27 protein-coding genes and 1 pseudogene are annotated in these 25,226 nt (G+C 59.3%); 19 read left to right on the top strand and 9 right to left on the bottom strand.

The window, feature by feature from the left end; genetic code table 11:
* The first annotated feature begins 127 nt into the window (after positions 1 to 127).
* The 5 genes from D882_RS0121995 to D882_RS0121975 all read left to right on the top strand — a co-directional run bounded on the left by D882_RS0121995 (position 128) and on the right by D882_RS0121975 (position 3,679).
* Positions 128 to 922, top strand: a complete 795-nt coding sequence (locus tag D882_RS0121995) for a hypothetical protein (RefSeq protein WP_027925226.1) — start codon at positions 128 to 130, stop codon at positions 920 to 922.
* Positions 923 to 979: 57 nt separating this feature from the next.
* Entirely contained in the window at positions 980 to 1,903 is a 924-nt protein-coding gene (locus tag D882_RS0121990) for a DMT family transporter (protein ID WP_027925225.1), read from the top strand.
* An 82-nt stretch (positions 1,904 to 1,985) separates the two neighbouring features.
* Complete coding sequence (locus tag D882_RS0121985; RefSeq protein WP_027925224.1) at positions 1,986 to 2,657, top strand: glutathione S-transferase family protein; 672 nt, start codon at positions 1,986 to 1,988, stop codon at positions 2,655 to 2,657.
* 43 nt (positions 2,658 to 2,700) lie between these two features.
* Complete coding sequence (locus D882_RS0121980) at positions 2,701 to 3,027, top strand: putative quinol monooxygenase (RefSeq protein WP_027925223.1); 327 nt, start codon at positions 2,701 to 2,703, stop codon at positions 3,025 to 3,027.
* A gap of 79 nt (positions 3,028 to 3,106) precedes the next feature.
* Entirely contained in the window at positions 3,107 to 3,679 is a 573-nt protein-coding gene (locus D882_RS0121975; protein ID WP_027925222.1) for a hypothetical protein, read from the top strand.
* Between the two features lie 3 nt (positions 3,680 to 3,682).
* Here D882_RS0121975 and D882_RS0121970 read toward each other — a convergent pair whose 3' ends face one another.
* The 3 genes from D882_RS0121970 to D882_RS0121960 all read right to left on the bottom strand — a co-directional run bounded on the left by D882_RS0121970 (position 3,683) and on the right by D882_RS0121960 (position 6,701).
* On the bottom strand, positions 3,683 to 4,399 hold the full coding sequence (locus tag D882_RS0121970) for an alpha/beta hydrolase (RefSeq protein ID WP_027925221.1): 717 nt from the start codon (positions 4,397 to 4,399) through the stop codon (positions 3,683 to 3,685).
* A gap of 206 nt (positions 4,400 to 4,605) precedes the next feature.
* On the bottom strand, positions 4,606 to 5,718 hold the full coding sequence (locus D882_RS0121965; RefSeq protein ID WP_027925220.1) for a M14 family metallopeptidase: 1,113 nt from the start codon (positions 5,716 to 5,718) through the stop codon (positions 4,606 to 4,608).
* Positions 5,719 to 5,921: 203 nt separating this feature from the next.
* Complete coding sequence (locus D882_RS0121960; RefSeq protein WP_027925219.1) at positions 5,922 to 6,701, bottom strand: ABC transporter substrate-binding protein; 780 nt, start codon at positions 6,699 to 6,701, stop codon at positions 5,922 to 5,924.
* Positions 6,702 to 6,946: 245 nt separating this feature from the next.
* On the opposite strand from D882_RS0121960, the gene D882_RS0121955 reads away from it, so the two are divergent.
* Entirely contained in the window at positions 6,947 to 7,597 is a 651-nt protein-coding gene (locus D882_RS0121955) for a type 1 glutamine amidotransferase (protein WP_027925218.1), read from the top strand.
* On the opposite strand, the gene D882_RS0121950 is transcribed toward D882_RS0121955, so the two are convergent.
* Positions 7,598 to 8,032: a rhodanese-like domain-containing protein gene (locus tag D882_RS0121950; RefSeq protein ID WP_027925217.1), complete on the bottom strand. Its 435-nt coding sequence runs from the start codon at positions 8,030 to 8,032 to the stop codon at positions 7,598 to 7,600.
* A gap of 99 nt (positions 8,033 to 8,131) precedes the next feature.
* On the opposite strand from D882_RS0121950, the gene ftrA reads away from it, so the two are divergent.
* Positions 8,132 to 9,106: a transcriptional regulator FtrA gene (gene ftrA, locus D882_RS0121945; protein ID WP_027925216.1), complete on the top strand. Its 975-nt coding sequence runs from the start codon at positions 8,132 to 8,134 to the stop codon at positions 9,104 to 9,106.
* Between the two features lie 114 nt (positions 9,107 to 9,220).
* Here ftrA and cobF read toward each other — a convergent pair whose 3' ends face one another.
* Both cobF and D882_RS0121935 read right to left on the bottom strand, forming a co-directional pair.
* Positions 9,221 to 9,976: a precorrin-6A synthase (deacetylating) gene (cobF, locus tag D882_RS0121940; protein WP_027925215.1), complete on the bottom strand. Its 756-nt coding sequence runs from the start codon at positions 9,974 to 9,976 to the stop codon at positions 9,221 to 9,223.
* Entirely contained in the window at positions 9,976 to 10,548 is a 573-nt protein-coding gene (locus tag D882_RS0121935) for a histidine phosphatase family protein (RefSeq protein WP_027925214.1), read from the bottom strand. Before D882_RS0121935 ends, cobF begins: the two co-directional genes overlap by 1 nt.
* 340 nt (positions 10,549 to 10,888) lie before the next feature.
* Between D882_RS0121935 and D882_RS1000000132730 the strand changes: the two are divergent.
* The 7 genes and pseudogenes from D882_RS1000000132730 to D882_RS0121900 form a co-directional block, all read left to right on the top strand.
* Positions 10,889 to 11,020: pseudogene (locus tag D882_RS1000000132730) on the top strand (MurR/RpiR family transcriptional regulator); the annotation flags it as partial.
* A 251-nt stretch (positions 11,021 to 11,271) separates the two neighbouring features.
* Positions 11,272 to 12,288 (top strand): arginine N-succinyltransferase, encoded by a 1,017-nt coding sequence (locus D882_RS0121925; RefSeq protein ID WP_027925212.1) that lies wholly within the window; start codon positions 11,272 to 11,274, stop codon positions 12,286 to 12,288.
* A gap of 61 nt (positions 12,289 to 12,349) precedes the next feature.
* Positions 12,350 to 13,384: an arginine N-succinyltransferase gene (astA, locus tag D882_RS0121920; protein WP_027925211.1), complete on the top strand. Its 1,035-nt coding sequence runs from the start codon at positions 12,350 to 12,352 to the stop codon at positions 13,382 to 13,384.
* A 273-nt stretch (positions 13,385 to 13,657) separates the two neighbouring features.
* On the top strand, positions 13,658 to 14,434 hold the full coding sequence (locus tag D882_RS0121915) for a hypothetical protein (protein ID WP_027925210.1): 777 nt from the start codon (positions 13,658 to 13,660) through the stop codon (positions 14,432 to 14,434).
* Complete coding sequence (locus D882_RS0121910; RefSeq protein WP_027925209.1) at positions 14,431 to 15,111, top strand: hypothetical protein; 681 nt, start codon at positions 14,431 to 14,433, stop codon at positions 15,109 to 15,111. The genes D882_RS0121915 and D882_RS0121910 overlap by 4 nt, the downstream gene beginning before the upstream one ends.
* Positions 15,108 to 15,284: a hypothetical protein gene (locus D882_RS1000000132910; RefSeq protein ID WP_172825910.1), complete on the top strand. Its 177-nt coding sequence runs from the start codon at positions 15,108 to 15,110 to the stop codon at positions 15,282 to 15,284. Before D882_RS0121910 ends, D882_RS1000000132910 begins: the two co-directional genes overlap by 4 nt.
* A gap of 196 nt (positions 15,285 to 15,480) precedes the next feature.
* Entirely contained in the window at positions 15,481 to 16,350 is an 870-nt protein-coding gene (locus D882_RS0121900) for an oxaloacetate decarboxylase (protein ID WP_027925208.1), read from the top strand.
* 122 nt (positions 16,351 to 16,472) lie between these two features.
* Here the strand turns inward: D882_RS0121900 and D882_RS0121895 are convergent, their stop codons facing one another.
* A complete protein-coding gene (locus tag D882_RS0121895) occupies positions 16,473 to 17,708 on the bottom strand; it encodes a M20/M25/M40 family metallo-hydrolase (RefSeq protein ID WP_027925207.1) in 1,236 nt (411 codons plus the stop codon).
* 117 nt (positions 17,709 to 17,825) lie between these two features.
* On the bottom strand, positions 17,826 to 18,896 hold the full coding sequence (locus D882_RS0121890) for a diguanylate cyclase (RefSeq protein ID WP_027925206.1): 1,071 nt from the start codon (positions 18,894 to 18,896) through the stop codon (positions 17,826 to 17,828).
* 192 nt (positions 18,897 to 19,088) lie between these two features.
* Here D882_RS0121890 and D882_RS0121885 point away from each other — a divergent pair, with 192 nt between their 5' ends.
* From D882_RS0121885 to D882_RS0121875, 3 genes are all read left to right on the top strand, one after another.
* On the top strand, positions 19,089 to 20,543 hold the full coding sequence (locus D882_RS0121885; protein ID WP_027925205.1) for an NAD(P)/FAD-dependent oxidoreductase: 1,455 nt from the start codon (positions 19,089 to 19,091) through the stop codon (positions 20,541 to 20,543).
* A 22-nt stretch (positions 20,544 to 20,565) separates the two neighbouring features.
* Positions 20,566 to 21,513: an alpha/beta fold hydrolase gene (locus tag D882_RS0121880; RefSeq protein WP_027925204.1), complete on the top strand. Its 948-nt coding sequence runs from the start codon at positions 20,566 to 20,568 to the stop codon at positions 21,511 to 21,513.
* A gap of 178 nt (positions 21,514 to 21,691) precedes the next feature.
* Positions 21,692 to 23,077 carry a VOC family protein gene (locus tag D882_RS0121875; RefSeq protein ID WP_027925203.1) on the top strand — a complete coding sequence of 462 codons (1,386 nt, stop codon included), beginning with the start codon at positions 21,692 to 21,694 and terminating at the stop codon, positions 23,075 to 23,077.
* A gap of 49 nt (positions 23,078 to 23,126) precedes the next feature.
* On the opposite strand, the gene D882_RS0121870 is transcribed toward D882_RS0121875, so the two are convergent.
* Positions 23,127 to 23,804: a type 1 glutamine amidotransferase domain-containing protein gene (locus D882_RS0121870; protein ID WP_027925202.1), complete on the bottom strand. Its 678-nt coding sequence runs from the start codon at positions 23,802 to 23,804 to the stop codon at positions 23,127 to 23,129.
* Positions 23,805 to 24,220: 416 nt separating this feature from the next.
* Between D882_RS0121870 and D882_RS0121865 the strand changes: the two genes are divergently transcribed.
* Together D882_RS0121865 and D882_RS0121855 are read left to right on the top strand one after the other, a co-directional pair.
* Positions 24,221 to 24,736, top strand: a complete 516-nt coding sequence (locus D882_RS0121865; RefSeq protein WP_007948242.1) for an Hcp family type VI secretion system effector — start codon at positions 24,221 to 24,223, stop codon at positions 24,734 to 24,736.
* A 131-nt stretch (positions 24,737 to 24,867) separates the two neighbouring features.
* The coding region (locus tag D882_RS0121855; protein WP_027923554.1) for a contractile injection system protein, VgrG/Pvc8 family at positions 24,868 to 25,226 on the top strand (359 nt) is incomplete at its 3' end.

The raw sequence follows: 25,226 nt of genomic DNA, 5'->3' as shown, positions 1-25,226 counted from the left end.
CGTTCCCACGCAAAGCGTGGGAACGTTCAAGGGCTGGCGACTTTGTATACAAAAACAGGCAATCGATGGAGCAATTCAGTGCGCGCGATGCTAACGTTGCCGTCTCTCTCAGGAAGGAGATGCGTGCGTGCTGATGCTCAAACTGCTGGTGATTCCAGGATTTCTGTTGCTGATCTCCCTGGCCGGTAAACGCTGGGGGCCAAGCGTGGCCGGTTGGTTGTCCGGGTTGCCGGTGGTGGTCGGGCCGATTCTGTTCTTCCTCGCCATCGAGCAAGGTGAAGTGTTTGCCGCCCAATCGGCGACGGCCGCGTTATCGGCGATGTTCGCGATGATTGCCTTCTGCGTGACCTACGCCCAGGTTGCCCAGCACGCCAATTGGCCGTTGGCGCTGCTGGTGTCGCTGTCCGTCTGGGCCTTGGCGGCCGTCATCCTGTCGCTGATCCCGCCGTCCCTGGTGTTCTCAGTCATCGCCGCGGCGACTGCGCTGCTCGCTGCGCCTTACCTGTTCCCCAAGGTAAAGCCGCTGGTGTCCGGCCCGGCGCCGAAGTCCGATAAATTGCTGCTGCGCATGATGGCCGGCGCCCTGCTCACCCTCGCGGTTACGTTGCTGGCGAGCACCGTCGGCGAACGCTGGAGCGGCTTGCTCGCGGTGTTCCCGGTGTTGGGCAGCGTGATGGCAGTGTTTTCCCAGCAAACCCGGGGCCCGGCGTTTACCGCCGCACTCCTTCGAGCAACGGCGACCGGCATGTATTCGTTCGCGGCGTTTTGTCTGGTGTTGGCGTTGGCATTGCCGCACATGGGGCTGAGCGCGTTTGCCCTCAGCGTCGCGGTTTCAGTGGCGATGCTCGGGGTCACCCGGCAATTGCTGGCACGCCCGGTCAAGCCGACGACCGCGCCTGGACGATCCGCGATCAACCGCTAAGCTCCTTCACAGCTGCGGGCCAGGATGTCGCCCGCTCACCGTGCTGAAGGACCAGACATGAATCACGCCACGTTACCCGTGCGCACTGCCCGCTCAGCCACTGCCGTGGGCGTTGTCGCCATATTCCTCTGGTCCTGCCTCGCGCTGCTGACCACCCTCACCCAAGGCATTCCCCCGTTTCAGCTGATGGCGCTCGGTTTCGGTGTGGCCTTCGCGGCGAGCGTGGTCATTCTGGGGCGACGTGGCATCGCCGGTTTCAGCAGCTGGCGACAACCCTGGGCCGTCTGGGCGACCGGGTTCAGCGGAATCTTCGTCTATCACGCGCTGTATTTTTTCGCGCTCAAAGCCGCCCCAGCCGCCGAGGCCAGTCTGATCAACTACCTCTGGCCCTTGTTGCTGGTGTTGTTGTCAGCGTTATCGGCCGGGGAAAAGCTGCACAAGCGACAGATGCTCGGCGCGCTGCTAGGGCTCGCCGGCACGGCGTTCATCATGCAGCAACACGCACCAGCGGCGGGTGCGGCGATGCCGGTGGCCGGCTATCTCGCGGCGTTTGGCTGTGCGCTGATCTGGGCCGTTTATTCAGTCTTCAATCGACGCTTCAGCGACGTGCCCAGCAACACCATCGGCGGTGTCTGCGGCCTGGTGGCCATCGGCGGGCTGATCTGCCATCTGCTGTTTGAAACCACGGTCTGGCCGGATGCCGGTCAATGGGCCGCGATCCTCTGCCTGGGCCTGGGACCGGTGGGCCTGGCGTTTTTGGCCTGGGACCACGCCACCAAGCACGGCAGTCTGGCGACATTGGGGGCGCTTTCCTACCTGGCGCCGCTGATTTCCACGCTGCTGTTGATCACCGTGGGCGATAGCCAGGCCAGTCCGATCCTGATCGTGCCCGCGCTGTTGATCATTGGTGGCGCGGTGATTGCCACCACGCGATCCTCCGAGACGGCTATCGCAACACGTTCGATAACATCGAACGAGTAAAGCAACAACCTCGTACGTCAATCGAACGGGTTTCCCTCAACATCAGCCTCAGTTCACAACCCACCCGACTGAGGCCTGCACCATGAAATTCTTTTTCCACCCTTCGCCTAACCCGATGAAAGTTGCCCTGCTGCTTGAAGAACTGCAAACGCCTTACGAATTGATCGGCGTCGACACCTTCAAGGGCGAGCAGCACCTGCCAGCCTTTTTGGCGATCAACCCGAACGCCAAGGTTCCAGCACTCGTTGATGGTGACGCCACAGTGTTTGACTCCCAGGCCATCCTGGTGCACCTGGCGCAAAAACATCAGCGTTTCCTGCCGACCACCGCTGCCGGCAATGCCGAACTGCTGTCGTGGCTGATGTTCATCGCCACCGGCCTGTCACCGTTCTCGGGTCAAGCCGTGCACTTCCTGCACCACGCGCCGGAAGACCTCGCTTATGCGAAAAACCGTTACCTGAAAGAAGTGGAACGTCACTACCGCGTACTCGACCAGCGCCTGGCCGATCATCAATACCTCGCCGGCGACACCTACAGCATCGCCGACATGGCGCTCTGGGGCTGGGCCAACTACGCGCCGTACATCCTCGGCGAAAACGGACTGGCGGCGTACCCGAACGTCAAGCGCCTGTTCGATGAAATCAGCGCCCGCCCAGCCGCTCAACGTGCCCACGGCTTGAAAGAGCAATTGGTGCTCAAGGCCGAGTTCGACGAAGAAACCCGTCGCAACCTGTTCCCGCAAAACCAGGCCTGAGTCTCCAGATCCGGTCCCGACTCCAGCATTTGAAGGTGATGAAATGAGTGATCAAGTCGCGTTTATCGTTTACCTGCCAGCCAAACCCGAACGTTTCGCCGAAACCAGGGAACGGCTGCTGGAGGTGGTGCACCAGATGTCTGCCGAGCCGGATTTCGTCAACACCTGGGTCCACCAATTGCAAGACGAGCCGAACACCCTGGTGCTGTACGAAACCTGGAATTGCAGCAAGGAAGACTTCATCGCCCGTCACCTGAGCAAACCCTATCGCCAGGTGTACGAAGCGCTGCTGCCGGAGTTGCTGGCCGAGGATCGGCGGATCGAGTTTCTTGATGTGATCAGCAGCTATCCGTCGCAACGCGGGGTGTAAACCACCGCCGCGCTGGAATGCTTCACAACGTCCATGGGATGATCGCCCTCAAAGCGCGATCATCCCTGGAGTTTTTTGCATGTCACTGTTGAGTAAAAAAGCCGTTGTCCTGTTGCTGACGGCGGTTGCCAGTCTGGGCGCGTTGAATGCACAGGCCGCCAAGGCCACGGCCACCACGCCATCGTCCACGCAGAAAGTCTCGATGCTGGGCGGCAAGTTCACCTTCTCCCTGCCCAAGGGCTTTACCGCCAACACGCTGCCGGCCAGCCCGTCCGGCGCCAGCGGCACCATGTACACCAACGAAACCACCAAGACCGTGGTGATCGCCGCGGAAAACAACCTGCCGAAAGACGTCACCGTCAAAGACAACGACGGCGCGTTTCTCGACGGTACGGCCGCCGATTTCGAAGCCGCACAACGCAAGGCCCTGCCGGATTTCAACAAACTCAGCGAAAAAAGCCTGACACAGAAAGCGTCAGGCCTGGGGTTGCGTCAGGTGGACAGCACCGCCACGCAAGGGGGCGGCATGACCCTCAACACCACGCTGATGGCGGCGTCGGGTAACCGCATGGCAGTGGTTCAGGTGATTTCCCGTCCGGGTGACATGGCCGCGCATGAAACGCTGATCAAACAGATCGTCACCGGCAAGTAAGCTTCAAGGGTTGAGGCGCTGCAGCCAGGCGTTCAAATCCACAATCTCGGCCTCGCTGATGTTATGGCCGAGTCCTTCGTAGCCATGAAACTCAGGCTTGAGGGACAGGCTTTTCAGCAGGGTGTCGGCGTCTGTTCCGTCCTTGTACGGCAGGCGGTTGTCCTCTTTGCCATGACCGATGAAGATCGCCAGTTTCTGGAGGTTTTCATCCGGTTTGAGCGCTGATTTCAGGACTGGCAGAACCCGTCCGCTCAACGCTGCAATCCCGCCGACTGCCTCGGGGTGACGCAACGCCACTTCGTAGGACATGATCGCGCCTTGGCTGAACCCCACCAGGAACACCTTGTCGGGTTCGGTGTGATATTTTTTCGCTGCTTGAGCGATGAAATCCAGCAGCACCTGACCGCTGGACTTCAAGTCGCCAGTTTTGCCGTTATAGGCGCCCTCGCCCTTCTTGGTAAACCACTGGTAGCTGCCCTCTTCCAGGGTCATCGGCGCCCGCACCGACAGGTAGGTATAAGTCGCGGGCAGATCATCTTTGATGCCGAACAAGTCCTGCTCGTTGCTGCCGTAACCGTGGAGGAAAATCACCAGTGGCTGGTGTTGCGACTCGGGGTTGGCTTGTTCCAGGTACTTGAGGGGCAGATCGGATTGCAGCGGGGTTTGAGCGTGGACCGAGGCGGATGCCAGCAGTGTCAGCATGGCGAGAAATTTCAACATTGGCCTTCCTTTACAGAAACAGGATTCGGGGGTGAGCCTAGCACTGTGGGCCCTGATATATCAGGTGTTGCTGATGACCCCATCGCGAGCAAGCTCTGCTCCCACAGGGGGCTTTGTTGAATCACAGATGTGTGTTCAACACTGATCCCCTGTGGCAGCTGGGCTTGCCCGCGATGAGGCCAGGGGAAGCACTAGAGACTCCGAAGTTAATCGTTAATCAACTTCCCAACCCGAATCGGCTCGCGCCCCGCCACTTTCGCCTGCCACGTCCCCGGCTGCGTATACCGCCCGCGATCAATCGCGAACAACACGCCGCTCGTCCCGGCGCGCACGGTGGTCACCCGGTCATTCAACGGGTCGACCACTTCAAACAGTGCATCGCCCCGCTCCACCCATTCACCGGCGTTGCGCAGGAAGCTCACCACCCCGTGATGCGGCGCGAACAGGTACTCGGTGCCTTCGAACGGCATGCCTTCACAGCATTCGCTCGGTGCCGCCGGCCATGCGCCCTTGATGAATCCCTGCTCGGCCAGAAAACCGAGGATCGCCTCGCAGTTAGCCTGAGCCTGATCAACCCGCGTGTCGCCCATGCTGCCCAACTCCAGCGTCGTCGCCAGGTTGGCCGGGGGAATAGCGGCGTCAGGAAACGCCCGCGCCAGACGCAACCATGGCGAAGAACACGATTCGTCGAACGAGCTGCCGCCGGAATCTTCACACAACAACGCTACGCCAGCCTTCAGCCGCGCAGCCAGGGATTGCCACTGCGGCCAATGCTGCGGCAAGGCATAGAGATGAATCGCCGCGTCGAAATCACAATGCAGATCGAGGGTGATGTCGGCATCACACGCATGGCGCAACAGCAAGCGGTGCATGGCTTCCAGTTGCGAGGCCGGTGCCGGCAAACCATCAAGGACCTGGCCCATGGTCTGGCGAATCAGGGCGATGTTGGCCTGCGCATCGTCGCCCAATCGGTCACCGATCAACGCGGCCACCGGTGCGCTGAGCTCGACAAACGAGCGGTTGAAGTTCTTGCCGCTGCCCAGTTCAAAGCGGCCCATGTGGCTGCCTTGCAGGTGCTGATCGAGGCCGATCGGGTTCGCCACCGGTACCAGTTCAATCACGCCTTGCAGTTGGCCTTGGGTGTCGAGTTCGGCCAGGCGTTTCTTCAACTCCCACGCCGTGCGCATGCCCGGCAGTTCGTCCGCATGCAGGCTGGCCTGAATGTAGACCTTGCGCGTGCCCGCGCCGTAGCGAAACACGCTGAGGGTACGTTCGGTGCCCAGGTGGCTCCAGGGCAGTGAATGGTCGGTGCGTTGCATGGATAAACTCCTGAAATCTGAACAGTGAGATCCCCCTGTAGGAGTGAGCCTGCTCGCGATAGCGGTGGGTCATGTCATTAAATTTCGACTGACCCACTGCTATCGCGAGCAGGCTCACTCCTACAGCGTTCTCTGTTGCTAGAAAGAATGCACAAAAAAAATGGCAACCGCGTCAACGGTTGCCACTTTTTTGAACAGCGTGATTACTCGCCGTAAACGTCAAACTTGAAGTACTTGTCCTGCACTTGCTTGTACTTGCCGTTGGCGCGGATTTCGGTGATAGCGGCATTGAACTGCTCGGCCAGGGCGGTATCGCCCTTGCGCACGGCAATGCCGGCGCCGCCACCGAAGTACTTCGGATCGTTGTATTCCGGGCCTACGAAGGCGAAACCTTTACCGGCGTCGGTTTTCAGGAAACCGTCGTCCAGGTTGACCGAGTCGGCCAGCAGCGCGTCAACGCGGCCAGAGACCATGTCCAGGTTGGCTTCCTGCTGGGAACCGTAGCGAACCAGCTGAATCCCGCCCGGCACCAGCACTTCGGTGGCGAAGCGGTCGTGGGTACTGGCGCGCAGCACACCGACTTTCTTGCCTTTGAGATCGGTCAGCGGGTCCTTGACGTCGGTGCCTTCCTTCATCACGAAGCGCGCCGGCGTGTGGTAGTACTTGATGGTGAAATCGACGTTCTTCTTGCGGTCGTCAGTGATGGTCATGGACGACAGGATCGCGTCGATTTTCTTCACTTTCAGCGCCGGGATCAGGCCGTCGAATTCCTGCTCGACCCACGTACATTTGACTTTCATCTGCTCACACAGCGCATCGCCGATGTCCACGTCGAAACCGGTCAGTTTGCCGTCAGGGGTTTTCATCGAGAATGGCGGGTAGCCGGCTTCAATACCGATGCGGATCGGCTTGGCGTCATCGGCCACAGCGGTCAGGGACAACATCGACAGTGCCAGGGCACCGAACATCACTAGCTTTTTCATTTATAACTCCCGTGTGCGGAGGCTTTTATTGGCAGCTTACGATTGGCTTTCGGCCGGTGAAAACCGAAGTGGTCGGCAGTCTAGAGTGGCTTCAAATGGGCAAATTGTGTTTAAGCGACAAATACTTACAGAAAAGTGGCTCGCGTAACGGAGTCCCTTGAAGTGTGCGCCACCGCAGTGCACAGACTGTAGGACAAGTCCTTTAATCAGACAAAACCTACACACAAAAACGACAGGGAATCCTGATGCCAACATTGAACCTGATCCAGCACCACCCCGCCGAAGGTCCCGGGGCGATTGCTGAATGGGCCACGTCCCGAGGCTTGACGCTGAACGTCTTTCGCGCAGACCTCGGCCAATTGCCTCCGGTGAGCGCGACACCGGTGATGGTGTTGGGTGGGCCTTACGAATCCAGTGCTGGCCCGGCCTGGCTGGAAGCCGAGCGGCAGTGGTTGGCGGGCAGCCTGAATCAGGGCGCTCCGGTGTTTGCGATTTGCCTGGGGGCGCAGTTGTTGGCGTTGAGTCTGGGCGGACAGGTGCGGCGGATGGATCGAACCGAAACCGGCTGGACTGAGGTGACGTTCGCCGATGGCCAGCGGCTGAAGGTGCTGGAGTGGCACGAAGACGCGATTGATCTGCCGCCCGGCGCGCAATTGCTCGCCAGCAGCGCTCAATGCGAACAGCAGATGTATCGGGTGGGGCCGATGCGTGTGGGGTTGCAGTTCCATCCGGAGTGGAATGCCGGGTCGGTGGCGATGCTCAATGAACACTTTGGTGAGGAATCACCGTTGCCTCGGGGTGAACAGGACAGCGCCGCCTACACCGCCGTATATGACTGGTTGCAGGCGACGCTGGATGGGTGGTGGACCGTTTCGTCCGCTATGCGCAATGGTTGATCAACATTCACACCCTATGGCGGTCGAGGCTGGCCGCTGCACCGCCACACTCAACTCAAACCCTTCATCCAGCCACCCCGTCACCCCGCCGATCATTTCCTTGACCGGGTAACCCAGTGCCGCAAGTTTCACAGCGGCCTTGTTGGCGCCGTTGCAATGCGGGCCCGCGCAATACACCACGAACAAACTGCTTTTCGGGTAAGCCGCGAGACCTTCAGCGGTCAGCAATCGCCCCGCAATATTGATCGCGCCCGGCACATGGCCGCGCTCGAACGCCAGCGGACCGCGTACGTCCACCAGCACAAAATCCACTTCGCCGGCCTGTTGGCTGGTGTGGACGTCGGAACAGTCGGTTTCGAAAGTCAGGCGGTTGCTGAAATGCATCAAGGCAATGGCCGAAGGGGCGGCGGGGATTTCGCGAACCAGGCTGGTCATGTTCTGTACTCCATAGTGTGTGGGCGTGAGAAGACTTTATCCGCCCGCCACTTGCCGCTACAGTGGCGCACAAGACACTCACCGGGAACTTTCCGCCAAATGCAGCCTAACCCTGGATTGGTCGCGATTCTGGCCTACGACGGCCTTTGTACTTTCGAATTCGGCATTGCCGTGGAGATTTTCGGCCTGGCACGGCCAGAGTTCGACTTCCCGTGGTACGAACACCGGATTGTCGCCGTGGACCAAGGCCCGATGCGCGCCATGGGCGGCATTCAGGTGCTGGCCGATGGTGGCATGGAGCTGCTCGAAGATGCCCGGACCATCATCATTCCCGGCTGGCGCGACCGTCATGCGCCGGTGCCCGAACACTTGCTCGACGCCTTGCGCAAGGCCCATGCACGCGGGGCGCGATTGCTGTCGATCTGTTCCGGGGTGTTTGTGCTGGCGGCGACCGGTTTGCTCGACGGTCACGGCGCTACCACCCATTGGCGCTACACCACTGAACTGGCTGAACGTTTTCCGCACATTCTGGTGGACCCGCAGGTGTTGTATGTCGATGCCGGTCAATTGATTACCTCGGCCGGCAGCGCAGCGGGCATCGATGCCTGCCTGCACCTGGTGGCGCGGGATTTCGGTACGCAAGTGGCGAACACGGTGGCTCGGCGGCTGGTGATGTCGCCGCAACGCACTGGCGGCCAGGCGCAGTTTATTCCGACACCGGTCAGCCCGACGCCGCGCAGTGACGTGTCACGCGTCATGCAATGGGCGCGGGAGCGCTTGCACCAGCCGCTGGAGGTTCGTGATCTGGCGAGCGAGGCGGCGATGAGTGAGCGAACGTTTCTGCGCCGCTTTACCGAAGCCACCGGGATGTCGCCAAAAGCCTGGTTGCAGCATGAGCGACTGGCGCGGGCCCGGGAGTTGCTGGAGGGCACCGGGCACAATACCGATCAGATTGCCGAGCAGTGCGGGTATCGGTCGGTGGAGAGTTTTCGGGTGGCGTTTCGGGGGGTGGTGGGGGTGCCGCCGTCGGTGTACCGGGAGCGGTTTGGGCGTGGGGACATGGCTGGTATTTGAGCTGACCTTCAGGGCCCCATCGCGAGCAAGCTCGCTCCCACATTGGATCGATATAACGCCTGAAATTCCTGTGGGAGCTCGCTCGCGATGAGGCCAGCCTAGACACCACTGGATTCAAGGCTTGCGCAGCAGATAGGTATCCATAATCCACCCATTCGCCAATCGAGCCGCCTTGCGCACCCGCTCAATCTCATCCGCTACCTCTTCAAGCTTGCCGCTGATCAGCATCTCATCCGGCGTCCCCAAATAAGCCCCCCAGTAAATCTCGGTCTGCAGATCAGCCACCTGACGGTAGGCATCTTGCGCATCCAGCATCACCACCACACTGTCCGCGTCACTCACCTGCCCCGCGGCCAAACGGCGCCCGGTGGTGATTTCAATCGAGCGACCGATGCGATTGAGCGGCACTTTATGGCGCGCTGCCAATGCCTGGACGCTGGTGATGCCGGGGATCACCTCGAACTCGAACACACAGCGCCCCGTCGCCAGGATCGCCTGCAAAATCCGGATCGTGCTGTCGTACAACGCCGGATCGCCCCACACCAGGAAACCGGCGCATTGCTCGTCAGTCATTTCCTCGTTGATCAGGCGTTCGAAGGTCAATTGCTTGGCAAGGTTGAGGTCTTCGACACTGCTCGTGTAGTCCACCTCACCGCGCTCACGCTCGGGGCTGTGGGCTTCGACGAAGCGATAGTCGTGATCGGTGATGTAGCGTTCGCAGATGTCGCGACGCAGGTGGATCAGTGAATCTTTGTCCTGGCCCTTGTCCATCAGGAAAAACACATCGACGAGATTCAACGCCTTCACAGCCTGCATCGTGATGTAGTCGGGATTACCGGCGCCGATGCCGATGACCAACAGTTTTCTCATCACAGCACTCCTTGGGCATCAGTGCCGAGCAAGCGCAGGCGCCAGCGGCCGGTGAACCGCAACTCAATGGCTGACAACGGTTCAACGTCAATCTGGTTGAACGCCGCACCCTGCAATACCAGGGTGAGCGCAGCGCGAATGACAAACGGATGGGTGACCGCAATAACATGCCCCGGCGTTGCCTCAAGGGTGTGCAGCCACTGCGCCACACGCTGACCCAGTTGCGCCACCGACTCACCGCCATGGGGCGCCGAGGTTGGGTCATCGAGCCAGGCCTGGAGCGCCTCGGGCTGCGACGTTTGCAGGTCATCAATGCGCACGCCCTGCCACTGCCCGAAGTCGCAATCGCTCAATGCATCGACCACTTCAACTTCATCGCCAAACAGTGCGGCCGTTTGCCGGGTGCGCAATTCCGGACCGCAGAGCAAACGCGGCGTCCCTTTGAACGCATGACGACGCGACCCCTTCGCCGATTGCCAATCCATTTCCAGCGGTTCGTTCGTAGGAAAACGCGCCAATTTCTGTGCGACGGTTCGAGCGTGACAGATCAAGGTCAAACGGGTTGTTTGCACGGATAAACACCCTGGCGATGAAACGGAAACGGCAACGCGCCGACGATATTCGCCTGATTGTGCCGCAAGAAGCCCGACTCAGGGCGTTTCGTTTCAACCGGCACGCCTGGCTTGCCCCTGCAGCGGGCCGGTGAAACTCGGCAATCTCCGACACGTTTATGGGCGATAGCCTACAAGCTCTATCGACTACCATGTAGCCCCTTTAGCGCGCGGTTTACGCCCTGTTTTAGGGCTCAAAAAAGGCGTGGAAAAATTCACTAGACTTGTAGGCTCGGCTACATAAATACTGCTTTCGCAATTTGTGAAATGAAACCGACATCGCCATCCAGCAGGAGCCCGGATGCCCACCTTCAGAGACCTGATCACCGACGCCGGCCTGGAGCTGACGTCGTCGGAACGCAAGGTCACACGCGCCTTGCTGGCCCCGTACCGGCGTAACGGGCTCGGCCCTCTCTTGCAACCACGTCCCCACCTGCAACAAGTCCATCTGCACTGGCCCCGCCTGTTTACGCACCCTCCCCGCGCCATAGCCTTGGGACTGACCTATTTTTTGCTCAACAAAACCGGCTCCCCCAGGGTGCTGTCCGAGCCGAGCAACGGCTTAAGATAAAAAGGGCGGCGTCTGACAACAAATCAGCCGATCGCTGCTTCAACGCGTGGAAACCGACAGTGATAGTCAGGTTCGGAACACATCGCCGAACCCTTTGATACAGGAGTACATCCATGCTGGTCTTACGCCCAGTCGAGTTAACCGACCTGCCCCAGTTACAACAACTGGCGCGCGACAGCCTGGTGGGTGTCACGTCGTTGCCGGACGACACCGAACGCCTGCGCCAGAGGATTATCGATTCCTGCGCCTCATTCGAAAAAGACGTTGAGGCACAGGGCCCGGAGAATTACTTCTTCGTGCTGGAGGACCTGACGACCCAACGCCTGGCAGGTTGTTCAGAGCTCCTGGCCACCGCCGGCTTCAACGAGCCGTTCTACAGCTTGCGTAACCGCCACTTCACCAGCGCCTCCCGGGAACTGAACATCGAACATGGCGTGCCGGCGCTGTCGCTGTGCCAGGACCTCAACGGTCACACCTTGCTGCGCGGCTTTCACATCGATACCACGCTGGTGCGCACTGCATTTTCGGAGCTGCTGTCACGGGCACGGCTGCTGTTCATCGCCGCCCATCCGCAGCGCTTTGCCGACGCGGTCATCACCGAAATCGTCGGCTACAGCAGCGATGAGGGGCAATCGCCGTTCTGGGATGCGGTGGGCAAACACTTTTTCGACCTGCCTTACACTGAGGCCGAACGGCTGTGCGGACTGGAAACCCGGACCTTCCTCGCCGAACTGATGCCGCAGTACCCGATCTACGTGCCGATGCTGCCCCAGGCGGCCCAGGACTGCATTGGCCGGATTCACCCGGACGGCCAGGAGGCCTTCGATATTCTTGAGCGCGAAGGCTTTGAAACCAACAGCTACATCGACCTGTTCGACGGTGGCCCTACCCTGTATGCGCGCACTTCGAACGTGCTCTCCATCGCCCAAAGCCAGACAGGCACGGTGCAACGGCGCTCATCCATCGATGCACGCGGTCGTTACCTGGTGAGCAACGATGCGCTCGAAGGCTATCGCGCGATCGTCGTTGAACTGGATGTTGTAACCGGGCAACCGGTGGGGTTGAGCGCCGAGATGTGTCAGGCCTTGAACGTGACCGATGGCAGCCCGATCCGGCTGATCGCCTTGTGAGCATCACCCGGCCCTGTGCCCAACGACAGCGCCCGAACTGGCGCAAAGAAGGAGCTGCATCATGATTGTCCGCCCGGTTCGCGTCACCGACCTGCCCGCCTTGATGGATCTGGTGCAACAGGCCGGCCCGGGGTTCACCACGCTGCCGGCCAACGAGGATCGCCTGGTGCACCGGGTGCGCTGGGCCCAGCGGACATTTGCCGAACAGGTGGAGCGTGCGGATGCCGATTACCTGTTTGTGCTGGAGGATGACGATCAGCAAGTGGTCGGCGTCAGTGCAATGTCTGGCGCCGTTGGCCTGCGTGAACCCTGGTACAACTACCGGGTCGGGCTGACTGTCAGCGCTTCGCCGGATCTTGGGATTGCGCGACAGATTCCGACCTTGTTCCTGAACAACGAAATGACCGGCCAATCGGAGCTGTGCTCGCTGTTCCTGCGTCACGATCAACGCCAGGGTACGAACGGCCGGCTGCTGTCGCTGGGACGGCTGCTGTTCGTCGCCGAGTTCCCACAATTGTTCGGCGACAAACTCATCGCCGAACTGCGTGGCAGCGCCGACGAGCACGGCTGTTCACCGTTCTGGGACAGCCTGGGCCGGCACTTCTTCAAAAAGGAATTCAGCTACGCCGACCACCTGTCGGGGCTGGGCAATAAATCCTTCATCGCCGAACTGATGCCGCGCCAACCGCTTTACACCTGCCTGCTGACTGAGCAGGCCCAGGCGGTGATCGGCAAAGCGCACCCGAACACCGTGCCGGCGATGAAACTCCTGAATGCCGAGGGCTTTGCCCATCAGGGTTACATCGACATCTTCGACGCCGGGCCGGTGATCGAAGCGCCGGTGGCGAAAATCCGTAGCGTGCGCGACAGCCAGGCGCTGGTACTGGCCATTGGCACACCCGACGAACAGGCCCCGGTGTGGCTGATCCACAACCGACGCCTGGAAAACTGCCGCATTACCGTGGCCAAGGCACGCCTGGTCGGCAACAGTTTGGTGGTCGACCGCCTCACCGCCAAACGCCTGCAACTGCAACCTGGCAATTCGGTGCGTGCGGTGCCTTTGTTGAAGCAACAGCAGCAGGCTGTGGCGGCGTAACAGTGTCGCCTTGGTGTTAATAATCAATGTAAACCAAAGTTCCGCCATAGCGGATCAGCCCACCATAAACATCCATTAACAACTGACAACATCAACTAACAACTACTAAATTGCCTTTAGTGGTCGTCCTCCCCATACTAAAAACACAAACCGGCCACATTAAACGAGCCCACCACGCAACGTCCTATAGACAATTGATCTTACGCCCCGGTATTTCGCACAACCTCAAACCAGCTGATCGCCCCACCCCAAAGAACCGAAGCAGAACACTTCATGATCAAGACACTTTTAAACGCAACCTTATCATCCAACGAACTGATAACCACTTTAAAAACACTGGACACATCCGCTGAAATTCATAAGTTAGTCAGCGTGCTGCATAACACGCCTGAACACCCTCATGAAACATCTAAAAGCGCGACGATCATGAAGTCAACAAACACCCTCACCGGAACATTGACACTGTACTGCAACGACAGTGGAAACATCAGTCTCAAAGTACCTGATCGCGCACCGCCGTCACCGCAGCTGTACACCGTTCCAGGCAACAGTGTTTTGTTTGCCATCAACGACCAGTCATTTCCTGTCCAGCTCTATGGAGTAGAAGCCAACAATCTGATACTTGGAAAGCAGGTCATTGTCGACGCCAACAACCCGTTATTCATCGACGGTACGAAGGTCCTGTTCGACAGCAACCCCACAGGCGACGGGCACGCGACATTCATTGGCAGTATCAACCTGCCAGATAAAAGCGCAGATATCGGGGTATTTGATCGTGCCTCTCGACACAAAATCGCCTGGTTTCCCCATGACGATAGCGCCGCACGCTACCTGGTGAGCCTTGAACTACTTGAAGCGGCGCAGGATCCAGGGGCTGGCAAAGTGGCCGAAGAATTGATTTATCACTACCACCCCGCCGTCGCGTGGAAAGCATTTCAGGTCATTCATAAAATCGATCCGCAAGCCGCACTGCATTTCGTACCACTGTTGAGAAACCTGCAAAACAGTCGCCTGAATGTTTTACTCGAACAACAGAGTGAAGCGGCATGAAGCTGAATACATTTGTTGAGCGAATGGCGGCTTACGATCTAGAGCGAGACAAGCCACAAATAATAGAAGACTTACGTCAACTGAGTACCAACCGTACCTTGCTGAGCGAGCACCTTTACAACATTATTCAGCAAGAAGGTTTCAGCACACGCAACAGTATCTATAGCGCTTACGCTTTTGTTCTGTATTACAATGACCTGTTTACTGTTCGTTTGGGTTTTTGGTCACCGGTCTCTTCTCAAGACGAAAGTGAAACGTTCATCTACGATTTGAACCACACCCACGACTTTGAAATCTATGCCATGGGTTACAGCGGCGACGGCTATATAACCGTGACCCGAAAAATACTTGATGACACACCGATTCGCGTGAATGCAAGACCGATACTCGGCGAAGAGCGAGTACTTAAACTCGCACCCGGCGAGGTCCTGCACATGCTTCCACTACAGGAAATACACAAGCAGCTCCCCCCGAAAACAATGTCCGCTTCGTTGAGTTTACTGATCCATCCTCAACGATCGGTTAAAAACGAAGAAGCGTGGTGCTTCGACGAAAACTACATACCGACTTATCCCGGTATTGCTACGCAGGAAACAGCGTTCTTTGAAAAAACGCTGGCACTGCTTAATAGTGGTAGTCATTCGCTACCCGATAAAAACCAAAGGAAGAAAACATGAACAAGCCAACGAACAACTGGAATGAAACCCCGCTGCTGCGTGCAGGTACCAACGTGATCAACACTCCCGTCGAGACTACCAAGCAATCCCCGTGTGGCGAATTCGTGCTTCGCTATAACGTGGGTAACATCCATGAAATCAAGCAAATCTGGAACGTGACGGCTAACGGCTGAAAGCGCCACCGTTAAACATGCCGCAAGCTGCAGACCGATCAGGTCTGCGGCCTTTTTCTGAACGCACCGACGAAAAAACCGGCATCCCTGTAAATTCGTCATCATTTGCCCCCCGCCCCCGTGATAGCCTTTTGTTCCTTCGGCGTTGACACTTTTGCTCAAGCCCTTCCATTCCAATTGCAGTGGTGGAACTCGTATGTCCAGGCTTTCCCATCAAGATTTGCGCCGTAACTTTCGCGAATTGTTCGCTTCCAACACCTGCTATCACACGGCTTCGGTCTTCGACCCGATGTCGGCCCGCATTGCCGCTGACCTGGGTTTTGAAGTGGGAATTCTGGGCGGCTCCGTCGCATCGTTGCAGGTGCTGGGCGCCCCCGACTTTGCGTTGATCACCCTCAGCGAGTTCGCCGAACAGGCCACGCGCATTGGCCGCGTCGCGCAACTACCGGTCATCGCCGACGCCGACCATGGCTACGGCAACGCGCTCAACGTGATGCGCACCATCGTCGAACTTGAACGCGCCGGCATCGCCGCCCTGACTATTGAAGACACCTTGCTGCCGGCGCAATTCGGCCGCAAATCCACCGACCTGATCGGGGTCGCAGAAGGCGTCGGCAAGATCCGCGCCGCGCTGGAAGCCCGGGTTGATTCGGAAATGGCGATCATCGCCCGCACCAACGCCGGCATTCTGCCGATCCAGGAAATCATCAGTCGCACCCAGCAGTACCAAGCCGCCGGGGCAGACGGGATCTGCATGGTGGGCGTGCAGGACTTCGATCAACTGGAAAAAATCGCCGAACACCTGAGCGTGCCGCTGATGCTGGTCACCTACGGCAACCCGGCGCTGCGCGACGACAAACGCCTGGCCGAACTGGGCGTGCGGGTGACCATTGACGGGCATGGCGCTTACTTTGCGGCGATCAAGGCGACGTACGACAGCTTGCGCGAGCAGCGGCAGATCTTTACCCAGGCGTCCGACTTGAGCGCGACGGAGCTGACGCATACGTACACGCAGCCTGAGGACTACATTCGTTGGGCCGAAGAGTTTATGCGTGTGAAGGAGTGATGATTGTTCCCATGCTCTGCGTGGGAATGCCTCAACGGACGCTCCGCGTTCGGCTTCGAAGGGACGCGGAGCGTCCAGGGCTGCATTCCGAAGCGGAGCGTGGGAACGATCAGTGGTGCGGATTACTGCTTGGTCAATTCCATAATCATCCGCGACAACAGATAAATCCGCGGCGCCACGCTTTCTACCTCCGCGTACTCTTCAGGTGTATGGATATTGCCGCCCACAATCCCGAACCCATCCAGTGTCGGCGTACCCACACCCGCCGAGAGACTGGCATCCGCCGCCCCGCCGCTGCCTTCTTCGGTCAACTTGCGACCAATTTCGCCGTAAATCCCCTGCGCCATGGCCATCAACCGATCCGACTCCGCCGTCTGCGGCATCGGCGGTAATCCGCGCTGAAGGGTGGTGGTGACTTCGGTATCCGCAATCAGCTTGTCCTTGGAAACCCGCGCCAGATCCTTCTCGATCCGGTCGAATTCTTCCGGTACCGCCGCCCGCACGTCAGCCTTGGCCGTGGCCTGGTCCGGGATCACGTTGGTCCGGTCGCCGGCCTTGATCACGGTGAAATTGATGGTGGTTTTCTTCTCTTCATCACCCAACTTGCCGAGTTGCAGAATCTGATGCGCGGCTTCCATGGCAGCGTTGCGCCCCAGTTCCGGCGCGACACCGGCGTGAGCGGCTTTTCCTTTGACTTCCACCACCGCCGTCGCACTGCCTTTGCGCCACACCACCAAACCATCCGCCGGACGACCCGGTTCGAGGTTGAGGGTCACGTCGTGGGCCTTGGCGGTTTTCTTGATCAGGTCGGTGGCGACGTCGGAGCCGGTTTCTTCACTGGCGTCGAGCAGGAACGTGATCTGCGCGTAGTCCTTGAAGTCGAGGCTTTTCAGGACTTTCAGCGCATAGATCCCGGCGACGATGCCGCCCTTGTCATCCATCACGCCAGGCCCATAGGCGCGGCCGTCCTTAATATGGAACGGGCGCTCGGCGGCAGAGCCTTCCTTGAAGACGGTGTCCATGTGCGCCATCAGCAGGATTTTCGCCTTGCCGGTGCCTTTCAGCGTCGCAATCACGTGGCTGCTTTTGTCGGGTGTGTTGGGCACCAGCTCAATGGTCGCACCGAGCTTTTTCAGCTCGTCGATGGCGATGTCGCGCACTTGCGTCAGGCCGGGCTCATAGCCGGATCCGGAGTCGATGTTGACCAGCCGCTCCAGCAGTTTCAGGGCTTCACCCTTGTATTGCTCGGAATCGGCGAGGACTTGTTTGTGCGGTTCGGCGAAGGCTGCAGGAGCGAAGGCGCCGAGGGCGAGGGTCAGACTGGTGACCAGAAGGGAGCGAGGGAGATTGAGCGTCATGAATCGGTCCTTGTTTCGTGTCGGGGTCAAAAACACCCTACCTGACTACGACGCAAGGCTCTAGACCGAATGCGACACACAAGAATCCATGGCCGAAGATTAACCTGCAGTAAAGGGTCAGACCGGGTCGAGCAGTTCACGATAGGGCTTTCCATTGGTGCGGCAGATCACGCGATTGCGGCCCGTGGTCTTGGCTTCATACAACGCCTGATCCGCATCGTTGAGCCATAACGTCGCATCGGTGTGCGCCGTACTGAAAGACGCCAGGCCAATACTCAAACTGACTTTCAACGCCGGACTCTGCTCGTAACCCAACGTGGCAAAGCGGTCGCGCAGTGCCTCCATCGTCGCAGCGGCGCTGTTCAACGGCATATCGGGCAGGATCACGCAGAACTCGTCGCCGCCATAGCGCCCGGCCACATCAGCGACGCGCAGGTTTTGCTTGAGCATTTTGCTCAACTGGCGCAACACGATGTCCCCGGCGACGTGGCCGTAGGTGTCATTGATCGCTTTGAAATGGTCGATGTCGATCAGCGCAATCGCCCCGCCCTGCTGCAGGCGTTGGCAGCGCTGGAATTCGACTTCAAGTTGATCCTTCCAGGCGCCATGGTTCAGCAGGCCGGTCAGGCTGTCGGTACGGCTCAGGGCCAGCAACTCGCGCTTTTGCTGACCCAGGGTGGTGGCCTGACGGAAGCAGATCCAGCCAAGCGCCAAGGGATACAGGATCAGCAGCGGCATGCAGGCGAACATCTGCAACGGTGTTGTCGACGGAATGAACGCGGGGGTAAACGCCAGCCACCCCACCCCCATCCCGAGTATTTGCGCGACGGTGCCCACCAACAGGAATCGCATGCCGCCGATGGCGACGTTGTTCATCGCCATCATCGACAGCGTTGCAACGCTGGGCAGTGGATTGAACTGCATGGCCGCGACCCAGAAACCGCCGAGAAAGGCGTCGACCAGGATGTTGCGGTGCTCGGCGTGAAACGGCACCTTGGCCCGACGTGCCCACTGATAAGCAACGTGCGGCCACAACACGCCGTTGAACAGCATCAGCCCCCACACCCACGGTGCCGGGTCGAGCGGGTACATCGCCGCGCCCACGCACAACAATCCCAAGGCCAGGCCCAGGGTTCGCGATGTATAAAGCCTCCTGGCTAATGAAAGTCCTTTCCCCGCTTTTGCCATAGGGCCTCTGCGCCACTCATCGGAACCGGATTACACCGGGCTTGCAGGTGCGTTTGAAGTCTATCAGGGCGACGTTAAATAGCCATCACCGGTGAGCGGCTTGAATACCGGGGTATTGCCACGAGGCGAGTCCCCAATGTTTGGCTATACATGAAGGGAGGGTTCAATCAATAACTCTAAAAAAGGAGGCCCATGCAGACTTTTCAAGTGTTGATCATTGGCAGCGGTTTTGGCGGTCAGTGCGCGGCGATCAATTTGCTCAAGGCCGGCATCGACGATTTTCGCTTGCTGGAGCGGCGGGACTTTTTTGGCGGCACCTGGTGCCAGAACACCTACCCAGGCGCAGCAGTGGATGTGCCCTCGCCCCTTTATTCGCTGTCCTTTGCGCCCTATCGCTGGACGCAAATGTTCGCCCAACAGGCGGAACTGCACCACTACACCCAGTACGTGGTGGAACACTTCGGCCTGCGCGACAGGGTCGAGCTGGAGGCCAATGTCGAACGCATCGAATGGGATGACACCAACAAACGCTGGGCCGTGCACACCGGCAGCAAAGGCACGTTTTACGCGCAGTTTCTGATTAACGCGACGGGGCCGTTGAGCCAACCGGTCGTCCCGCACTTCGAAGGCGTGGAACGCTTTCAGGGCAAGACCTTTCACACCAACAATTGGGACCATTCCTACGATTACCGGAAAAAACGCGTGGCCATCGTCGGCAGCGGTGCCAGCGCCGCGCAGGTCATTCCGGCGATTGCCCCGGACGTCGCGCACCTGCATGTGTTCCAGCGCACGCCGCACTGGGTATTGCCGAGGGCTGACCGCGCGTTTGGTCCTTTCCAGCGTTGGCTGCTGGGCCTGAAACCGGCCTACAAACTGCTGCGCTGGATGATCTACTGGCAGTTCGAAACCCGCGTGATTGCCTTCAAATACTCGAAACCGGCGATCCGCATGGTTCAGCATCAGGCCTTGCGCTTTCTCAAGCGCCAGGTGCCGGACCCCGAACTACGCAAAAAACTGACTCCGGACTTCACCATCGGCTGCAAACGCGTGCTGGTCTCCAGCACCTACTACCCGGCGCTGAGCCGCCCCAACGTAACGTTGCACAGTCGCGAACAGGGCATCGCGTCCATCGATGAAACCGGCATCGTCACTCAGGACGGCCAGCACATCGACCTCGACCTGATCGTCTGGTCCACCGGTTACGACGCCACTGACGGGGTGATTTCCTACCCCGTCACCGGCAAACACGGCACACGACTCAAGGACGTCTGGGCGCAGTACCCGCGGGCCTATCTGGGCACCAGCCTGCCGGACTTCCCGAACCTGTTTATCGTCACCGGCCCCAACACCGGCATTGGCCACACCTCGGCGCTGTTTATCATCGAATCGCAGATGAATTACATCCTCGACTGCATCCGTACGTTAAAAGCACAGGGTTTACGCAGCATTGAAGTACGCCCCGAAGCGGAACGTACCTACACTGAAATGATCCACAGGGAAATGGAGCGCACCGTTTGGAAGTCTGGAGGCTGTCACAGCTGGTATCAAAGCAAGAGCGGTCATGTGATCGCCATGTTTCCGGGGTTTAGTTTCAGCTATCACCGATTGACCCGGGCCTTGAAACCGGCCGACCACATTCTGTCCTGATCACGTTTAAGGAAGTCATCCGATGCTTCTATTGGTCGTCATTATCGCGGTTATCGTGGCCTGGAGCTGGTTGAGCTACCCGACCATCGGTTATTGGCTGTACGACTGGAACATGGCGATTGAAGCCAAGCTGTATCGGCTGCACAAGATCGTCGTGCCGATCAACGAAATGACCGTCTCGACCTGGCAAGGCGGGCCGTATGAGGCGTCCAGCAGTGTGCTGATGCTGCACGGCTACAGTGCCGACAAAAACCTGTGGTTGCGCTTCGCCCGGCATTTTGTCGGTACGCATCGGGTGATCATTCCAGACATTGCCGGCCATGGCGAAACCGGCTTCAAGGCCGGTGGCGGCTATGACATCCCGTTGCAGGCCAAGCGGATGATCCAGCTGCTCGACGTCTGCGGGGTCGAGAAAGTGCATGTGATCGGCAACTCCATGGGCGGCTACATCGCGGCGTGGCTGGCGGCCACCTACCCGGACCGCATCGCTTCTGTGGCGCTGATCGACCCGGCCGGCGTCACTGCGCCCGAGGCCAGTGATCTGGAGCGACACCTGGCCAAGGGGCACAACCCTTTTCTGATTCATTCGCGGGAAGAGTTTCGGCGTTTCTACGCCATGACCATGGCCGAACCGCCGTGGGTGCCTGGCGTGGTGCTGGACGCCGTTGCCCAGCGCTATGAGCAAAGTCGCGATGAGCTGGAAGAAATCTTCAACGACTTCCGCGCCAGCCCGCCGATGGAACCCAAACTGGCTGACATCAAATGCCCGGCGCTGCTGCTGTGGGGGCACAAGGACCGTTTGATCGACGTCAGCAGCGTGGCCGTCTGGAGCAAAGGCATCGTCGATCTGCGGGTGCATATCTGGGACCACGTCGGGCACATGCCAATGGTCGAACAGCCGGCCAATACCGCACGTCTGTATCGCGAGTTCCTGGGATCGCTGCGCACCGAAAGCCGCTCGCACCTGTAACGCGACCCTCTAACGCGACCCTTAGCCGCTGACGAGCAACGCGAGGCTGCGGCTACACGAGCGGTAGTGCAGCAGTCCTGGGGAGAATGAAGTCCGTAAGATTCTTCGTTTGTCGGCGCCGCTGAAGGCTGCGATCTTTTCGCACATCCTTTACGTCACCGCGCCGGGAATTTCTTTCATGAGCCAGTCACCCTTCGTCAGCCCTGACCTGATCCGTCAACGCTTCTCCAAAGCGATGTCCGACATGTACCGCGAAGAAGTGCCCCTGTACGGCGCACTCATGGAGTTAGTGGAGCAGACTAACCAATACGTGCTGGACAACGACCCGCAGATCGCCCGTCAGCTGAACAGCACCGGCGAAATCGAACGCCTGGATCTGGAACGTCACGGTGCAATCCGCGTCGGCACCGCCGCAGAACTGGCCACGCTCGCCCGTTTGTTCGCCGTGATGGGCATGCAACCGGTGGGTTATTACGACCTGACCCCGGCCGGCGTGCCGGTGCATTCCACGGCGTTTCGCGCGGTGCATGAAGACGCGTTGCAGGTCAGCCCCTTCCGCGTATTCACCTCGCTGCTGCGCCTGGAACTGATCGAAGACCTGGACCTGCGGGCCTTCGCCCAGTCGGTGCTGGACAAACGCCAGATCTTCACCCCGGCAGCGCTGACCCTGATCGAACGTGCGGAAACCGAGGGCGGCCTTACCGAACAAGAAGCGCAGCAGTTCGTCGAACAGGCGCTGGAAACCTTCCGCTGGCACCACAGCGCCACGGTTACCGCCGAGCAATACCAGAAACTCAGCCACCAGCATCGCCTGATCGCCGACGTCGTGGCCTTCAAAGGCCCGCACATCAACCACCTCACCCCGCGCACGCTGGACATCGACATCGTCCAGGCGCAGATGCCTGCCCACGGCATCACCCCTAAAGCGGTGGTCGAAGGCCCGCCCCGCCGGCAGTGCCCGATCCTGCTGCGCCAGACCAGTTTCAAAGCGCTGGACGAGCCGGTTGCATTCACCGATCAAGCTGAAACCCGTGGCAGCCACAGCGCGCGTTTCGGTGAAATCGAGCAGCGTGGCGCCGCGCTGACACCCAAGGGACGGGCGTTGTACGACCGTTTGCTCAACGCCGCTCGGGACGAGTTGAAAGACTTCCCCAATGAAGCCAATGCCGCACGCTACAACGCGCTGATGACCCAGCACTTTGGCGAATTCCCTGACACGTACGAAGGCATGCGCCGACAGGAACTGGCGTACTTTCGCTACTTCGTGACGGAAAAAGGCCTGCAGGCGGACAAGCTGGAATCGTTGTCGCTGGAGGATTTGCTGGACGGCGGGTATCTGCGGGTCGAACCGCTGGTGTATGAGGACTTTCTGCCGGTGAGTGCGGCGGGGATTTTCCAGTCGAACCTGGGAGACGCGGCGCAAACCCACTATGGCGAGCATTCGAATCAACAGGCGTTTGAACAGGCGCTGGGACGATTAACGATTGATGAGCTGGGGTTGTATGCCGAGACGCAGCGGCGCTCGGTAGAAGAATGCTATGCCACATTGGGGCATGCCATCTGAGACACACCCCATGTAGCCGCTGGCGCAACGTGCGCCAGCGGCTGCGGGTTTAGCGGAGCTTCGCCAACAACGCTTCAGCACCCGCCTGCGAAGACGCCGGGTTCTGACCGGTGATCAGCAACCCGTCCTCAACCACATAGCTCGCCCAGTCATCACCCTTGGAATAAATCCCGCCCTTCTCCTTCAGCATGTCTTCCACCAGAAACGGCACGACCTTTGTCAGTTGCACCGCTTCTTCCTCCGAGTTGCTAAAGCCCGTCACGCGCTTGCCTTTGACCAACGGCTGGCCGTCCGTGCCTTTGACGTGACGCAACACACCCGGCGCATGACAGACCGCCGCGACCGGTTTGCCGGCCTTGATAAACGCTTCGATCAGCGCAATCGAATAGCGGTCTTCGGCCAAATCCCACAGCGGACCATGACCGCCGGGATAAAACACGGCGTCGTAATCCTCCGGCCTCACGGTGCTCAGCACCGCCGTAGACGCCAGCGCCGCTTGGGCGGCGGAATCTTTGCGAAAACGATGGGTGGCTTCTGTTTGAAAGTCGGGCTCGTCGCTTTTCGGGTCCAGCGGCGGTTGGCCACCCTTGGGCGAGGCCAGGGTCAGCTGAGCACCGGCGTCCTTGAAGGTGAAATACGGAGCGGCGAATTCTTCCAGCCAGAAGCCGGTTTTCTTGCCGGTATCACCCAATTGATCGTGGGACGTTAAAACCATCAGGATTTTCATGTCGTTCTCACTCCGTTTCAGGGTTGTTCGGACGCTCGACGGCGCTGTTTCTATGGACCCTGCGGCGGGCCCATTCGTTGCACCGGATGTCAGGCGCCGATGACGGGTGGCGCAAGGCCGTTATGCGCAAGAAGTTGCGCACTCATCCTCCAAAAATGTCCTGCCTTGCGGCTGATCGCCCGGCCTGTCAGGCCCTCCAGCCGAGTGCGCAAGAAGTTGCGCAGTGGTGTGCAAGTTCTTGCGCACATTCCTTTGGGTTCCAAGATGAAAATCTTTTCCATCGTTATAAAACCGACTCAACCCACTGATTTATATAACGTTAACCGCTTCTGGCACGGACCTTGATAACAGTCAGGCACCCACCGGGCGATACACGCCTCCCGGGCACCCCAAAATTTTTAGCAAGGAGCACACCCATGGCTACACCAGCGTACATGTCCGTCACTGGCGAAAAACAAGGTCTGATCACCGCCGGCGCGTTCACCGCCGATTCGGTTGGCAACACCTACCAGGAAGGCCACGAAGACCAGGTCATGGTTCAGGCTTTCAGCCACGACGTGATCATCCCGCGTGACCCGCAATCCGGTCAGCCAACCGGTCAGCGCGTTCACAAGCCAGTGGTCATCACCAAGGTCTACGACAAGTCCTCGCCACTGCTGCAAGCCGCTCTGACTTCCGGCGAGCGCATGAGCGAAATCGTTATCCAGTGGTACCGCACTTCGGCTCAAGGTACCCAAGAGCACTACTACACCACCAAACTGGAAGACGCCATCATCGTCGCCATCAACAACAAAATGCACAACTGCCAGGACCCGTCGAACTCGCACTTCACGCACCTGGAAGAAGTGCAGTTCACCTACCGCAAAATCACCTGGACCCACGAAGTTTCCGGTACTTCGGGTTCCGATGACTGGCGTCTGCCGGTCGCCTAAATCAGGCCGACCGTCTCAAGCATCGGCCAGCTCTGCTGGTCGATGTTGTTTTCGCCCTTCCAGAATTTTTGCGTCTGCCGAGGCCTTTTCGGCCATTGGCGCACGCCGCAGCACTGCACGAGGAACAAGGGATGTTCGCGCCGGCCAATCAGACTCACTTTGCCCTGACCATCGAAGGTCTCTCCAGCGATTTGCAGGTGCTGTCCTTGCAAGGCCGGGAGGCGATCAGCCAACCGTTCGTGTTTGAGGTGGAGCTGGTCAGTGAACAGCCGTCCCTGGACCTCGAAACCCTGCTGCACAAACCGGCCTTCTTGCAGCTCTCGCCGGACGGCAGCGGCATTCACGGCCAGATCTACCGTGCCGCCCAGGGTGATTCGGGCAAACGCCTGACCCGCTACGCGGTGACCCTGCGCCCGCAACTGTCCTACCTGGCGCACCGCATCAACCAGCGCATCTTCCAGAACCTCAGCGTGCCGAAAATCATCGGCAA

This window comes from Pseudomonas sp. URMO17WK12:I12 (assembly GCF_000514395.1).
Lineage (GTDB): Bacteria > Pseudomonadota > Gammaproteobacteria > Pseudomonadales > Pseudomonadaceae > Aquipseudomonas > Aquipseudomonas mucoides.
This window is presented reverse-complemented; position numbering and strand designations above follow the sequence as displayed.

Bases quoted from the DNA above. Each gene is read 5' to 3' on its own strand.
- D882_RS0121990 (WP_027925225.1), top strand. From the start codon at position 980: ATGAATCACGCCACGTTACCCGTGCGCACTGCCCGCTCAGCCACTGCC.
- D882_RS0121985 (WP_027925224.1), top strand. From the start codon at position 1,986: ATGAAATTCTTTTTCCACCCTTCGCCTAACCCGATGAAAGTTGCCCTG.
- D882_RS0121980 (WP_027925223.1), top strand. From the start codon at position 2,701: ATGAGTGATCAAGTCGCGTTTATCGTTTACCTGCCAGCCAAACCCGAA.
- D882_RS0121975 (WP_027925222.1), top strand. From the start codon at position 3,107: ATGTCACTGTTGAGTAAAAAAGCCGTTGTCCTGTTGCTGACGGCGGTT.
- D882_RS0121970 (WP_027925221.1), bottom strand. From the start codon at position 4,399: ATGTTGAAATTTCTCGCCATGCTGACACTGCTGGCATCCGCCTCGGTC.
- D882_RS0121965 (WP_027925220.1), bottom strand. From the start codon at position 5,718: ATGCAACGCACCGACCATTCACTGCCCTGGAGCCACCTGGGCACCGAA.
- D882_RS0121960 (WP_027925219.1), bottom strand. From the start codon at position 6,701: ATGAAAAAGCTAGTGATGTTCGGTGCCCTGGCACTGTCGATGTTGTCC.
- D882_RS0121955 (WP_027925218.1), top strand. From the start codon at position 6,947: ATGCCAACATTGAACCTGATCCAGCACCACCCCGCCGAAGGTCCCGGG.
- D882_RS0121950 (WP_027925217.1), bottom strand. From the start codon at position 8,032: ATGACCAGCCTGGTTCGCGAAATCCCCGCCGCCCCTTCGGCCATTGCC.
- ftrA (WP_027925216.1), top strand. From the start codon at position 8,132: ATGCAGCCTAACCCTGGATTGGTCGCGATTCTGGCCTACGACGGCCTT.
- cobF (WP_027925215.1), bottom strand. From the start codon at position 9,976: ATGAGAAAACTGTTGGTCATCGGCATCGGCGCCGGTAATCCCGACTAC.
- D882_RS0121925 (WP_027925212.1), top strand. From the start codon at position 11,272: ATGCTGGTCTTACGCCCAGTCGAGTTAACCGACCTGCCCCAGTTACAA.
- astA (WP_027925211.1), top strand. From the start codon at position 12,350: ATGATTGTCCGCCCGGTTCGCGTCACCGACCTGCCCGCCTTGATGGAT.
- D882_RS0121915 (WP_027925210.1), top strand. From the start codon at position 13,658: ATGATCAAGACACTTTTAAACGCAACCTTATCATCCAACGAACTGATA.
- D882_RS0121910 (WP_027925209.1), top strand. From the start codon at position 14,431: ATGAAGCTGAATACATTTGTTGAGCGAATGGCGGCTTACGATCTAGAG.
- D882_RS1000000132910 (WP_172825910.1), top strand. From the start codon at position 15,108: ATGAACAAGCCAACGAACAACTGGAATGAAACCCCGCTGCTGCGTGCA.
- D882_RS0121900 (WP_027925208.1), top strand. From the start codon at position 15,481: ATGTCCAGGCTTTCCCATCAAGATTTGCGCCGTAACTTTCGCGAATTG.
- D882_RS0121895 (WP_027925207.1), bottom strand. From the start codon at position 17,708: ATGACGCTCAATCTCCCTCGCTCCCTTCTGGTCACCAGTCTGACCCTC.
- D882_RS0121890 (WP_027925206.1), bottom strand. From the start codon at position 18,896: ATGGCAAAAGCGGGGAAAGGACTTTCATTAGCCAGGAGGCTTTATACA.
- D882_RS0121885 (WP_027925205.1), top strand. From the start codon at position 19,089: ATGCAGACTTTTCAAGTGTTGATCATTGGCAGCGGTTTTGGCGGTCAG.
- D882_RS0121880 (WP_027925204.1), top strand. From the start codon at position 20,566: ATGCTTCTATTGGTCGTCATTATCGCGGTTATCGTGGCCTGGAGCTGG.
- D882_RS0121875 (WP_027925203.1), top strand. From the start codon at position 21,692: ATGAGCCAGTCACCCTTCGTCAGCCCTGACCTGATCCGTCAACGCTTC.
- D882_RS0121870 (WP_027925202.1), bottom strand. From the start codon at position 23,804: ATGAAAATCCTGATGGTTTTAACGTCCCACGATCAATTGGGTGATACC.
- D882_RS0121865 (WP_007948242.1), top strand. From the start codon at position 24,221: ATGGCTACACCAGCGTACATGTCCGTCACTGGCGAAAAACAAGGTCTG.